General features: G+C 66.6%; 13 protein-coding genes. 7 read left to right on the top strand and 6 right to left on the bottom strand.

The window, feature by feature from the left end; translation table 11 throughout:
* Positions 1–40 precede the first annotated feature (40 nt).
* Positions 41–598: a DoxX family protein gene (locus ACFQS4_RS21400; protein ID WP_500196392.1), complete on the bottom strand. Its 558-nt coding sequence runs from the start codon at positions 596–598 to the stop codon at positions 41–43.
* A gap of 226 nt (positions 599–824) precedes the next feature.
* On the opposite strand from ACFQS4_RS21400, the gene folP reads away from it, so the two are divergent.
* The 6 genes from folP (at position 825) to ACFQS4_RS21370 (ending at position 6,282) form a co-directional block, all read left to right on the top strand.
* Positions 825–2,018: a dihydropteroate synthase gene (folP, locus tag ACFQS4_RS21395; protein WP_500196390.1), complete on the top strand. Its 1,194-nt coding sequence runs from the start codon at positions 825–827 to the stop codon at positions 2,016–2,018.
* A gap of 135 nt (positions 2,019–2,153) precedes the next feature.
* Entirely contained in the window at positions 2,154–2,852 is a 699-nt protein-coding gene (locus ACFQS4_RS21390; protein WP_500196693.1) for a 6-hydroxymethylpterin diphosphokinase MptE-like protein, read from the top strand.
* Between the two features lie 105 nt (positions 2,853–2,957).
* Positions 2,958–3,926, top strand: coding sequence for an ABC transporter substrate-binding protein (locus ACFQS4_RS21385; RefSeq protein WP_500196387.1), 969 nt, complete (start codon positions 2,958–2,960; stop codon positions 3,924–3,926).
* 47 nt (positions 3,927–3,973) lie between these two features.
* On the top strand, positions 3,974–4,693 hold the full coding sequence (locus ACFQS4_RS21380) for an ABC transporter permease (protein ID WP_500196384.1): 720 nt from the start codon (positions 3,974–3,976) through the stop codon (positions 4,691–4,693).
* Positions 4,690–5,535: an amino acid ABC transporter ATP-binding protein gene (locus ACFQS4_RS21375; RefSeq protein WP_500196382.1), complete on the top strand. Its 846-nt coding sequence runs from the start codon at positions 4,690–4,692 to the stop codon at positions 5,533–5,535. The genes ACFQS4_RS21380 and ACFQS4_RS21375 overlap by 4 nt, the downstream gene beginning before the upstream one ends.
* Before the next feature lie 9 nt (positions 5,536–5,544).
* A complete protein-coding gene (locus ACFQS4_RS21370) occupies positions 5,545–6,282 on the top strand; it encodes a TOBE domain-containing protein (RefSeq protein ID WP_500196380.1) in 738 nt (245 codons plus the stop codon).
* 6 nt (positions 6,283–6,288) lie between these two features.
* Here the strand turns inward: ACFQS4_RS21370 and ACFQS4_RS21365 are convergent, their stop codons facing one another.
* Entirely contained in the window at positions 6,289–7,215 is a 927-nt protein-coding gene (locus ACFQS4_RS21365; RefSeq protein ID WP_500196378.1) for an MBL fold metallo-hydrolase, read from the bottom strand.
* Positions 7,216–7,384: 169 nt separating this feature from the next.
* Between ACFQS4_RS21365 and ACFQS4_RS21360 the strand changes: the two genes are divergently transcribed.
* Positions 7,385–7,825, top strand: a complete 441-nt coding sequence (locus ACFQS4_RS21360) for a hypothetical protein (protein ID WP_500196376.1) — start codon at positions 7,385–7,387, stop codon at positions 7,823–7,825.
* A 45-nt stretch (positions 7,826–7,870) separates the two neighbouring features.
* Here the strand turns inward: ACFQS4_RS21360 and ACFQS4_RS21355 are convergent, their stop codons facing one another.
* The 4 genes from ACFQS4_RS21355 to ACFQS4_RS21340 all read right to left on the bottom strand — a co-directional run bounded on the left by ACFQS4_RS21355 (position 7,871) and on the right by ACFQS4_RS21340 (position 11,554).
* Positions 7,871–8,251: a cupin domain-containing protein gene (locus tag ACFQS4_RS21355; protein ID WP_254160592.1), complete on the bottom strand. Its 381-nt coding sequence runs from the start codon at positions 8,249–8,251 to the stop codon at positions 7,871–7,873.
* Positions 8,252–8,363: 112 nt separating this feature from the next.
* Positions 8,364–9,368, bottom strand: a complete 1,005-nt coding sequence (locus ACFQS4_RS21350) for a TIGR04024 family LLM class F420-dependent oxidoreductase (protein WP_500196374.1) — start codon at positions 9,366–9,368, stop codon at positions 8,364–8,366.
* A gap of 36 nt (positions 9,369–9,404) precedes the next feature.
* Positions 9,405–10,181, bottom strand: coding sequence for an SDR family NAD(P)-dependent oxidoreductase (locus ACFQS4_RS21345; RefSeq protein WP_500196372.1), 777 nt, complete (start codon positions 10,179–10,181; stop codon positions 9,405–9,407).
* Between the two features lie 200 nt (positions 10,182–10,381).
* The gene (locus tag ACFQS4_RS21340) at positions 10,382–11,554 is read right to left on the bottom strand and encodes a tubulin/FtsZ family protein (protein ID WP_500196370.1); all 1,173 of its coding nucleotides are present in this window, start codon (positions 11,552–11,554) and stop codon (positions 10,382–10,384) included.
* Positions 11,555–11,955 lie beyond the last annotated feature (401 nt).

The raw sequence follows: 11,955 nt of genomic DNA, 5'->3' as shown, positions 1-11,955 counted from the left end.
GGCCGCGAAGACAAAAAGAGACTGTTCGGTGGTCGAAGGCTCAGCCCAGCAGGTACCGCATCGCCGGGTACCGCTCGACGAGCGCTTCGCCGCGAATCTCGAGTTGCTCGAGGTAGCGGTCGATCCCGAGGATGCGGCCGGCGCCGAAGGCGGCGATCGCCAGGAAGACGACCGCGTAGATCAGCGTCGAGTCGAACAGCGCGAGCACGTCGCCTTCCCATCCGCCGAGGTAGAAGGCGGTCATCTGGAGCGCGCCGCCGAGGGCCGCCAGTCGGACGAACGCCCCCGCGATGAGCGCGAGGCCGATCAGGACCTGGGTCACCGGGATGGCGACGTTGATGACGTCCATCAGCGCGGCGTTGGCTGCCATCGAGGCGTAGAGCCCGCTGACGGGGCTGGCCGCGTCGACGCCGTGGACGAGGTAGCCGCTCGCGTCGAACGGCCAGTCGCTGACCTTGCCGATCCCGGCGAACAGGATCATGCCGCCGATGACGAACCGAAGGGCGACGACGAACCATGCCGACAGGGCGTGGGGGTGGCCTTCGAGGGTGATACCGCCGTAGCGGCTTTCGAGCCGGTTGAACGTGTTAGTTGACATTGTCTGGCACCTCTTACAGGTAATCGTAGGCTGTCTATCCACCTAAGAAGGGGTCCTGGTTCCCGTTCGATGGGAAATAGACACTCGAGGAAACGTTTGTTTCACTCGAGGGGCGTTTTCGTGACCATCTCGACAGACCGCCTCGTGACGGACGCACTCTGGGCCCGACGACTGAACTGTTCGCCGGAATCACGGTCCCTTTGTAGCCGCCCGCTCGAGTACCCTCATGGACAGCGTCGACGCCGCGGGACTGGGCATCGGAGACGAGCACCCGCCCCGGATCATGGGCGTGCTCAACGTCAGCGAGGAGTCGCCGTACGACCCGAGCGTGTTCGACGACCCCGAGGAGGCGGCCCGGTACGTCGACGACGAGCTGATCGGCGAGGGAGCGGACATCGTCGACGTCGGCCTCGAGTCGGCGAACAAGCGCTTCGACGTGCTCACCGCAGCGGAAGAACTCGACCGCCTCCACGTCGCTCTCGAGACGATCGATCGCGTCTCCGGGGACGCGGTGTTCTCGATCGAGACGCGCTACGCCGCGGTCGCCGACGAGGCCCTCGCGAGCGGCTTCGATATGGTAAACGACATCTGCGGGTTCGCCGACCCAGAGATGCCCGCGGTCTGTCGGGACCACGACGCCGCCGTCGTCAAGATGGCGAGTCCGCCGGACCTCGAGCGACCCGGTGCCGTCGAGGAGACCGACTGGCGCGAACGGAAGTCACCCGAGTGGGCCGAGTCGGCCGACTACGTCGACCAGGTCTACGAGGCGCTGAAGCAGAACGGGCTGACCGAGAAGACCATCGTCGACCCCGCTTTCGGCGGCTGGAGCGAGGCGAAGACGCTCGAACACGACCGGGAGACGTTTCGCCGGCTTCGTGAGTTTCGCGCGCTCGGCAGGCCAATGCTGGTCTCGATCAACCGGAAGAACTTCCTCGGTGACCTCATCGGGCGCGATACGGAGGGTCGACTCCCCGCGAGCCTCGCGGCGACCGCGCTGGCCGTCGAGCGCGGGGCCCACGTCGTCCGAACGCACGACGTGGCGGAGACGCGCGACGCCGCACGCATCGGGAAGGCGTTCACCGACCGCGACCGGGTTGTGGAAGACGGTGTTCGTGTCGCTCGGCTCGAGGTCGAGTCGGCGCGCGACCTCAGAGCGCACCTTCGCGAGGGTGGGGTCGATCCCTCGCTGGCCCACGAAATGATCCATCAGGTTCTCGAAATCGACGGCTTCGACCCCTCGAAACGGGAACGAGTCGGCGAATTGGCCCGCGATACGGGCGCAACCCCGGCCGAAATGTCTGACGGACGCATGCTGCTGTGTGCATCGGAAGATCAAATATCCACGATTTTCCGGCGCCTCGAGGGCTCAGACGACGATACCGAAGACGTCTGGAACGCCGTCAGACGGGTGCTCGAGTAAGAGAAAGCTTATGGCATCCGCTTCGAAAGAGGGAAGTGGAAGCCGGGTGGCCTCACGGGTAGGGGTACTTGCGAGGCAACGCTCGGCCCACAAACGGATTATTGCGGTCGGAACTACACTACCACAGTGACGACGATGGACTACCACGAGTGGGAACCGGTGTACGACGAAATCCTGGCCGACTTCGGGTTCGACCGGGCAGCCGACGAACGCGCTCGAGACGTCCTCGCCGACCTCACCTCGCCCTTCGACCTCGAGCGACTCGCGTTCGTGCGCGGAGCCCGGGTCGTCGTCGCCGGAGCGGGACCGTCGCTCGAGACCGACGCGGCCCTCGAGACGGCTCGAGCGGCCGAGGTCGTAATCGCAGCCTCGACGGCAGTGGACGCACTCGAGGACGCCGGCGTCGAGGTCGATTGCATGGTGACTGACCTCGACAAGAATCCGAAGACCGTCGAACGGCTCACCCGCCGCGGAACCCCGGTGGCCGTCCACGCACACGGCGACAACGTTCCCGCTCTGCGGACCGTGGTCCCCGAGTGCGACCAGGATTTCGTCCTGCCAACCACGCAGGCCGAACCCGCCGGGCTCGTCCGAAACTTCGGCGGATTCACCGACGGCGACCGGGCGGCGTTTCTCGCGGACCACCTCGGGGCCAGTCGGTTGGCATTCGTCGGCTGGGATTTCGACGACCCCACCGTCGACCCGACGAAATCGAAAAAGCTTGCGTGGGCCGAACGGTTGCTCTACTGGCTCGAGCGTCGTCGCGGCGAGAGCTTTTCGGTCCTCGACGGTCGCCGCGACGCGATCGACGCGCGATTACTCCCGCTCGAGTGAATCAGTACGAAGCAACGTCGTGTCGTCCCGAACTCACCGACTCGTAACCACATCCAATTACGCCCGATCGACGGTTATTTGCAACTGGAGCGTATCGTGGTATCCATGCCGATACAACGCCGTCGGTTCCTGGCCGTTGCCGGATCCGCCGCGGCCGCCGGCGTCGCTGGCTGTTTCGCGAGCGGCGATTCGGAAAATGACGGGGCCGAGATCGCCGGCGAAACCCTCACGCTGGCGACGACGACCAGTACCGACGACACGGGGCTCCTGGCCGCGCTGAACGAACCGTTCGAGGAACGTTTCGGCGCGACCGTTCACGTCGTCGCCAAGGGAACCGGGGCGGCCCTCGAGACGGCGCGAAACGGCGACGCCGACGTCGTCATGGTCCACGCCCGCGCGCTCGAGGACGAGTTTCTCGAGGACGGGTACGGGGTGAACCGTCGGGACCTCATGTTCAACGACTTCGTGATCGTCGGTGGGAGCGACGACCCGGCGGGGATCAACGGCGGGAACGAGGTCGAGAGCGCCCTCGGCGCCATCGCCGAGACCGAATCCACGTTCGTCTCTCGAGGCGATAACTCGGGCACCCACACGAAAGAACAGCAACTGTGGGCGGACGCGGGCATCGACCCCGCCGAGAGCGGCGAGTGGTACGTCGGAACCGGGTCGGGGATGGGCGAGGCACTCACCCGGACGAACGAGATGGGCGGGTACACCCTGGCCGACAGGGGGACCTACCTCTCGATGCGATCCGAGATCGACCTCGAGATTCACGTCCAGGGCCCGGTCGAAGGCGGTCCGGAGTCCCTGATGAACCCCTACGGGATCGTCGCGGTGAATCCGGCCGTCCACGAGAACGTGGCCTACGACCTCGCGATGGCCTACATCGGCTTCCTCACGAGCCTCGAGGGCCAGGAGATCATCGAGGGGTACACCGTCTCGGACGAACAGCTGTTCTTCCCCGAGGCGCTCGCCGAGGAGCCGAACTTCGACCAGTACGTGCCAACGGCCTGGCAGCCGTCGTCCGGCACCTCGTCCAGCGGCTCGTCTAACGGGTCGACCGACCAGGAGTGATCACTATTCGGAACGGCTACAATGGTTCCACGGAGATGACGCGGACGATGAGCGAACTGCCACTCGAGGCCCTGACGATCCCGGCCGTCGCGTTTCCATTCGAGTGGCCCTACGTCAGGAGCATCATCGAGGTCTCCCTGTACGTCAGCACCGCCGCCGTCCTCGTGAGCACGCTGCTCAGCCTGCCCATCGCGCTCGCGCTGGGATTTACGTCGTTTCGTGGGAAGGGGCTGCTCACCTCGATCATCACCACCGGGATGGGCTTTCCGAGCGTCGTCGTCGGACTCGTCGTACTTTTCGGGGTCTCGAACCAGGGGCCGCTCGGCTCGCTCGAGCTCGCCTTCACGCCGGAGGCGATGATCCTCTCTCAAATCGTCCTCGCGATGCCGGTCATCACCGGCGTCAGCCTCGCGGCGGTCTCGAGCGTCGACGACGGCGTTCGCGACGCGGCGTTCGCCATGGGCGGCACCCGGCTCGACGTGGCCATCGTGACGATCAGGGAGGCCCGCTACGGCATTGCGACGGCCGTCCTCGCCGGCTTCGGTCGGGCGATCAGCGAGGTCGGCGGGGTGCTCATCGTCGGCGGGAACATCGTGGTCTCCGGGGAGTCGTACACGCGAACGCTCACGACGGCGATCCAGCTCGAGGCCCGACAGGGACGCTACGAGACGGCGATGATCCTCGGGGGCGTGCTGGTCGCGCTCGTCTTGCTCGTGAACGCGCTGGTGCTTCGGCTGGGCGATAGCGGGGGTGGGCGGTACCGATGAGGGCGACAGACGGAGTGGGTTCGACGGGTGGAACGGACGAGACAGACGGATCGAACGCGACGAACGCACCGAGGGCACCCATCGAGGCTCGCAGCGTCTCCCACGGCTACGGCCGCGAACGCGTCCTCGAGGACGTCACCCTCTCGGTCGACCCCGGCGAGGTCGTCGCGCTCATCGGCCCCTCGGGCGTCGGGAAGACGACGCTGTTGCGACTGCTCGCCCTCTTCGAGCGGCCCGACGACGGGACGATTCGTCACGGCGGCGAGGACGTCTGGGCGAGCGGTAACGGCGAGCGTCTCGAACACCGCCGCCGCGTCGGCATGGTGTTCCAGGAACCGAACCTCTTCGACGCGACCGTCCGGCAGAACGTCGCCTACGGATTGCGCGTTCGACGGGGGTGGCCCGAACGGATCCGGATCAGTTTCGCATCGGTCCTCGGACGCGAATCGACGTCACCGGCCGTCGCACAGGCCCTCGAGGTCGTCGGCCTAGAGTCGTACGCCGACCGCGACGTCGACTCGCTCTCGGGTGGCGAGGCCCAGCGCGTCGCCTTCGCTCGAGCGCTCGCGTACGATCCGGACGTCCTCGTCCTCGACGAACCCACGTCGGAACTCGACCCACGGAACACGGCGATCCTCGAGGAGGCTGTCCGGACAGCCCGTACGAACGGCATCGGAGTCGCGATCGCGACCCACGACATGCACCAGGCCCGGCGCGTGGCCGACCGCGTCGGCCTCCTCCTGGACGACGGAATCGTCGAGATCGACGAGACGGAGACCATCTTCGAGGACCCCAGCGACGACCGAACGCGACAGTTTATCCGGGGGGACCTGGTCTACTGAAACGAATCCATGACGATCGAGCGCGGGTATCGAACGGAACTCACCGTCGGCGAGGTGACGGTCGACCGCCGCGACGTCGAGATGCTCGAGGCGATCGACGCTCACGGCTCGATGCACGCGGCCGCCGACGCCTTGGGGCGATCCTACGCCCGCCTTCAGCGCCGGATCGTCGAACTCGAGGACGAACTCGGCCCACTCACCGAGCGTCACCGTGGTGGCGCCGACGGCGGCGGCACCACCATCACCGGGACCGCGCGGGACCTCCGACGGCGCTTCGAGCGCCACCAGACGGCGCTCGAGGGCGTCGCGAGCGTCACGGAGTCGGTGCTGTCGGGGACGGTCGTCGAGCGCGAGGGCGAACTCGCGACGGTCGAGACCGAAATCGGGCGGGTCATTGCCGTCGCTCCCGTGGAGGCGGAGACGGTCCAGGTGAGCGTCCGATCGGACGCGGTCGTCCTGTCCGATCCGGACGACCGATCGAAACCCGGACTGACGAGTTTTCGCAACCGGTTCGAGAGCACCGTCGAGCGCGTGGAGCAGGGAACCGCGGTCGCCCAGGTTCGCGTCGGCGTAGACGGAACGCAGGCGCGAACGGGGGCCGACGGAGCCGGGCTCGAGGCGCTCGTCACGCGCGCGAGCGTCGACTCCCTCGGTCTCGAACCCGGTCGTCCCATCGTCGCGTCGTTCAAGGCGACCGCGGCACGGGCGATTCCGCTCGAGGGCGTGGACGACTCGCTCGTGGACTGAGAAAACTTACTCAGCGAGCGCGTAGCGGCCGCCCTCCTCGCACTCTACGACGCCGTCTCGCTCGAGTCGCTCCAGGTGGGCCGCGGCCTCGCCGGCCCCGAACTTGGCGTGGATCCCCTCGAGTTCGCCGAACAGATCCTGGGCGAGGGCCCACGGTGTCGCTTTCGTACGCGCCTCGAGGGCCGTCTCGACGCGCCGGGTTCGCTCGTCGTGGTGGTTTCGAATCGCCTCGATCCGCACGCGGTCGACGGTTTCGCCGTGTCCTGGGCGGAGCGTCACCGCACCCGATTCGACGCCCTCACGGGCGAGGAGCTGATCCAGTGTCTCCAGGTAGGTGTCGAGCGGGTCCGTTCCGCGCGTCCGCGTGTCGCTCCCGCCGACGTTCGGGGTGTACGTGGGCAGTACGGCGTCCCCGAGGACGAGCGCCTCGTCGGTCGCGAGCGAAATGTGCCCCGCCGTGTGGCTGGGCGTCTCGAGCACCTCGAGGCCGGCGACGGTCTGCCCGTCGACCAGCGACTCGACGGGCGTCGCGTCGGGAAGCGGTGACGGCTGATCACCCCCGACGACTGCGGTAATGACGTCCTCTGGGACGCCCCAGGCGGTCATCGCTGCAGCGTCTCGCTCGAGTCGGGCCTCGCGCTCGGCGGCGTACTCTGCGAGCAGGGGCGTGTCGTGCTCGCCCATCGCGACCGTCGCGTCGGTGGCCTCGGCGAGGCGCGGCGCCAGCCCGACGTGGTCGGCGTGCCAGTGGGTACAGACGACGTACTCGAGGTCCGCGAGCGCCTCGAGTTCGGCCTCGAGTCCCGTTCGGAGATTCGACCACGCCGCCTCGGTCGGCGGTCCAGGATCGACGAGAACCCGTTCGTCGACGAGGTAGGCGCTGTTGGTTCCTTCGGGCGTCCCGCCGCCGACCGGTATTCGAACCACGGTCATGGGTGTCGTTTGGCCGTCCGGTACCTGAGTCGAACGGTTTCCGAACGCGAGTGGTTCGCGGCGCCCGTAGCCGACGATTCGAAACGCTCGAGACGTCCGCAACCGTCGCGACGACTCAGCTCTCGAGTCGTCGACAACAATTAAGCCCCTCACACGGCCAGTGAGAGACGTGGATCGACGCCTCATCGTCACGATGGCGTTCACCGGCTACCTCGTCGGCGGCGCCCTATTCGCCATCGCCCAATCAGCAGCCGGCGTGACGTACACGGAGAGCCAGGTCGAGTTCATCGTGCTCGTCGGCTACCTCGGCCCGCTCCTCGCGATGGGGTTCGTCTGGGTGAAGAACTACGGCTACGGCGCGCCGCTGCTGGTGGGAACGACCGCCACGACCTGCTGGTTCGTCGTCTACTTCTTCTTCGTCCACGACAACCCTGCGAACGTCGGCGCCGTCACGGGCGACGGCTCGGTCGCGTACACCGCGTCCGTCGCCGCGCTCGTCGCGATGTCGCTCGTGACCGCCCTGACCGGGACGTGGCTCTGGTACTGCGAGAGCGACGGGTTTCGGGAGGCTGTCGACAACGCAATTCGCCCGACTGACGCTCGAGAGTGAGAGTGAGAACGAGGGTACGTGCGAGAGCGAGACCGTGACCGCGACTCAGCCCTGAAAACCCGTGAGCGACCAGGTATCGTCGTCGTCGGCCTGCCCCGAATCGAACTCGGGGGCGCTTATCAGCACGAACGCGCTCTCTTCGTCGCCGTTTCTGATCTGCCTTTCTGCCTCCGGGGCGATCCAGACCGCGTCCCCCTCCTCGACGGGGACCGACTCGTCGTCGACGCGAACCTCCGCGGCGCCTCGAACCAGGACGTACACCTCTTCGTGGTCGTCGCCGGTGTGGTCGTGCGGTTTGCTGTTCCAGTTCGGCGGACACCGAGAGAACGTGACGCCGACCTGGCGACAGCCCAGCGGTTCGCTCAGGAGGTGCATCGCGTCCGAGACCTGCTCGACCTCCTCGTAGTTGACCTTCCGATAGCTCATGCTCATGGGTGAAGTTCGTGACGAGTTCTCTTAAACGCTCACACGTGTTAGCTGGCGAAGGAGATCAGCGGATTCGTCCGTCGAAGTCCCTACCCGGAACCTCGAGCGCGGCTCAGCGTTCGGGCGCGAGCACGTCGATCGTCGCCTCGATCTCTTCGGTCGTGGCCCCCCGCGGGAAACCGATAGCGAGCGAATCGACGCCGTCGATCGCCTCGAACTTCTCGAGTTCGGCGCGGGCTCTCTCGGGCGTCCCTGACGCGCCGAGGTCATCGAGCAGGTCGTCGGGGATCAGCGAACACGCCCGCTCGTGGTCGCCGCTCGACCAGGCAGCCGCGATGTCGTTCGCTTCTTCCTCGTATCCCTGCCGGGCGAGGGACTCCCGGTAGTACGTGCCCATCGCGCCGACGTAGAACGCCAGGTGTTGACGGGCGAGGTCGCGGGCCCGCTCGCCGTCCTCGAGCGCGCAAGCGGTCAGCGAGAGCGTCACGCGAACGTCGTCGCGCTCGCGGTCACCGAGGTCGATGCCACGCTCGAGGTCCTCGAGACGTTCGCGCATGCCGTCTGGCGTGAAGACGATGGCGTGCCAGCCGTCCGCGAACCGCCCGGCGAGTTCGACGGACTTCGGCCCCATGCCGGCCACGTCGACGGGAATCCGCGTCTCGGGCGAATCACATCGCAACCGGAAGCCGGCCAGCGAGAAGATGTCGCCGTCGTAGTACAGCGTCTCGCCGCTGGTCACCGCCCGGACGATCTCGAGGTACTCGCGTGTGCGCCGGAGGGGGCGATCGAAGTCGACGCCGTGCCAGCCTTCGATGACGGCCGGGCCGCTGGGGCCGATGCCGAGGCGGAGGCGACCGTCGGAGACCTCCTGAAGTGTGGCGGCCGTCTGGCCCAGGAGCGCCGGGGAGCGCGAGTAGACGTTGGCGATGCTCGGCCCAATGCCGATCTCGTCGGTTTCGGTGGCGATTCGCGTGAGGACGGTTACGACGTCACGTCCCCACGTTTCGGGAACCCACGCGCGTTCGTATCCCCGATCCTCGCCCCGTTTGGCGATGTCGACGAGCGACTGGACGGAGGGCTGTGCGGCGACCGGCAGGTGAAGCGTTTTTCGGGTCATCGTAGGTAGCAGGTGTTAAATCTCAGATGCCTGGTGTCAGGTGTCGGGGGTCTCCATAATCGCTGGTTTGCCGGCAGCCTCGAGCGTCTGGCCGACGAGGTACGACGAGGCGGGGCTGGCGAGGAACTGGACGATGTCGGCGATTTCCTCGACGGTTCCCATCCGTCGGTCGATTTCGTCGCGGTCGACCTCGTCGGCGGCGATCCCCATCTGGGCCTCGACGCCCTTCGTCGCGACGAAGCCGGGAGCGACAGCGTTCACGCGGACGCCCTCACTTGCCCACTCGAAGCCCAGCGACGACGTGAGGGCGTTGACGCCGGCTTTCGCCGCCGCGTAGTGGCTCATGTACGGCGCGCCCTGGATCCCGGCGACGCTCGAGAGGTTGACGACGATGCCGCCGCCGTCCTTGAGGTGGTCGGCGGCCGCGTGGGTACACAGGTAGGTTCCAGTGAGATTGATGTCCAGGATCGTTCGCCAGCCGTTCTCGCTGATACCGTCGAAGTTGGCCATGAAGCTGGCACCCGCGTTGTTCACGAGGATATCTAGTCCGCCGAACGTCTCGACGGTCGCCTCCACGAGGGCCGCGACGGCCTCGCTATCGGTCACGTCGCACTCGACGGCGAGTGCGTTTCCAGGTCGATCGCTGTCCTCGATGGCGTCGGCGACGGGACCGACGTTCTCCTGCTCGCGCGAACAGATCACGACGTCGACGCCGTCGTCGGCGAATCGCTCGGCGATGGTCCGGCCGATGCCGCTCGAGGCGCCGGTCACGATGGCGACGTCGCCGTCGACGTGGAACTGTTCGACCGTCATCGCTGGTCACTCCGTCTCGTGGTACCCATGCTCGTGGCCGAATACACAGTCAACTCTCTTAACGTTGTATGTCCCGTGATCGATCGACGGGGGACGATTCTCGAACCCGTGCTAAAACCAAGGGAGTGGGTACTCGAGGGCGGTGGCGGTCGCGAAACGTCGAAACGGATGGGCGCTCGGCCTTCTCGAACGTCCGGCGCTTAGAACAGCGCGTCGAGTTCCCCACCGGTGTCGAGCAGCGACTCCAGGTCGCCAGCCTGTTCAGCTCGAATCGCCGAAGTCGTCTCCTTGGTCTCGACGGCGACGGACTGGAGTTGCTCGATGCGGGGTACGTCCGTGACTCCGGAGAGGAGCACGATGGCCCCCACCTCGTCGGCGCCCGGTCGCGGATAATCGCCGCCGCGGATCTCCATACTCCCGGTCTCCTCCTCGAGCCAGGTTCGTCCGCGCTCGATCCCCTTCCGACTCAGTTCGTCCGGCGGACCGGTCGCCACGACGAGTCCCTTGTCGGCGCTCGCGACCGAACAGGGGAGCGTCAGTCGGCCCAGCGTCGCCTTTCGGACGAGACTCGTGATTCGGTTCGTCGCCTCGTGTTCGGTGCCGAAGTGGGTGCTCGAGGACGTTCTGGAGACGCGCTCGAGGATTCCGGACGTGCTCGACTCGACCGACTGAGTTGCGTAGCCGACCGTGGCGACGCCGGTCTCGAGCGTGTTGATGATCTCGGAGGCGTCGACCACGCTCTCGGCGACGTGGTCGCCCGACGAGACTTCGCCCGCGGCGAAGAGTCGACCGACTCGCTCGACGAGTTCCCGGTTGCTCCGTTCGAACCCGCTCCCCACCGACTCGCCGGTCTGGCGCCAGGCGTCGTTGTCGAAGACGAGCAGCGAATCGACCTCGCGCGTGAAAGTCCGGAACGACCGGGCGGCGTTGAGCGTGTAGATGCCGCCCTCGTCCGTCCCGGGGAGGATGCCGAGGCCGTACACCGGCTCGTTGTAGATCCGTCTGAGGTGCGTCGCGAGCACGGGGGCGCCGCCCGATCCCGTCCCGCCACCCAGACCGGCCACGATCAGGAAGGCGTCGAGGTCGTGGACGGGGACGCGGTCGATCGCCGTCTGTATCTCGTCGACGTCGGCTGCGGCGACTTCGGCGCCCAGTTCGTTGTCGGCGCCCACGCCGTGGCCCTTCACGCGAGACTGCCCGATCAGGACGCGATTCTCGGGAGTGACGTGCTCGAGTCCGCGCAGGTCGGCCGTCGCGGTGTTGACGGCGATCGCCGCCTCCACGACGTGGCCGCCGATCGTTTCGTCGAACGCACAGAAGGCGTCGACGACCTTTCCGCCTGCTTGACCGAAACCGATGAGTGCGAGTTTCATGGCTCTGTTTCTGCCGGCTACCGCCCGGTATCCCCGCCTTACAGCGCTCGGCCCGTTCCCGGTGGGCGATCGCCGCGGGAGACCTATCTGGAAGCCGTATAGTCAGGGCTGCCTATGAGTCCATTGTTATGCCGGCCGTACTGCGAACGCCGGGATTCGAGTGAGCGAGTAACCAGTCGCTACGACACGTTTGGGAGCGGTTACTCGAGGCTTCACTCGAACCAGAACTCGAGTCTCGACGCTCGAATCATCACTCTGGTCTGACCCTCGATTTCCAACTCTCACATGTTGCACGACCGAACGATACCTGCTGGTGTTCGTAATATTTGGTGTGTCCTCTCCGACGTGACCGAAGGGGTACCGCCTTCGTTCGAGGGCGACGAACTGCCAAAGACACGCAA

The organism is Saliphagus sp. GCM10025317 (genome assembly GCF_042663665.1).
Taxonomy (GTDB): domain Archaea; phylum Halobacteriota; class Halobacteria; order Halobacteriales; family Natrialbaceae; genus Natronosalvus.
This window is presented reverse-complemented; position numbering and strand designations above follow the sequence as displayed.

Bases quoted from the DNA above. Each gene is read 5' to 3' on its own strand.
- ACFQS4_RS21400 (WP_500196392.1), bottom strand. From the start codon at position 598: ATGTCAACTAACACGTTCAACCGGCTCGAAAGCCGCTACGGCGGTATC.
- folP (WP_500196390.1), top strand. From the start codon at position 825: ATGGACAGCGTCGACGCCGCGGGACTGGGCATCGGAGACGAGCACCCG.
- ACFQS4_RS21390 (WP_500196693.1), top strand. From the start codon at position 2,154: ATGGACTACCACGAGTGGGAACCGGTGTACGACGAAATCCTGGCCGAC.
- ACFQS4_RS21385 (WP_500196387.1), top strand. From the start codon at position 2,958: ATGCCGATACAACGCCGTCGGTTCCTGGCCGTTGCCGGATCCGCCGCG.
- ACFQS4_RS21380 (WP_500196384.1), top strand. From the start codon at position 3,974: ATGAGCGAACTGCCACTCGAGGCCCTGACGATCCCGGCCGTCGCGTTT.
- ACFQS4_RS21375 (WP_500196382.1), top strand. From the start codon at position 4,690: ATGAGGGCGACAGACGGAGTGGGTTCGACGGGTGGAACGGACGAGACA.
- ACFQS4_RS21370 (WP_500196380.1), top strand. From the start codon at position 5,545: ATGACGATCGAGCGCGGGTATCGAACGGAACTCACCGTCGGCGAGGTG.
- ACFQS4_RS21365 (WP_500196378.1), bottom strand. From the start codon at position 7,215: ATGACCGTGGTTCGAATACCGGTCGGCGGCGGGACGCCCGAAGGAACC.
- ACFQS4_RS21355 (WP_254160592.1), bottom strand. From the start codon at position 8,251: ATGAGCTATCGGAAGGTCAACTACGAGGAGGTCGAGCAGGTCTCGGAC.
- ACFQS4_RS21350 (WP_500196374.1), bottom strand. From the start codon at position 9,368: ATGACCCGAAAAACGCTTCACCTGCCGGTCGCCGCACAGCCCTCCGTC.
- ACFQS4_RS21345 (WP_500196372.1), bottom strand. From the start codon at position 10,181: ATGACGGTCGAACAGTTCCACGTCGACGGCGACGTCGCCATCGTGACC.
- ACFQS4_RS21340 (WP_500196370.1), bottom strand. From the start codon at position 11,554: ATGAAACTCGCACTCATCGGTTTCGGTCAAGCAGGCGGAAAGGTCGTC.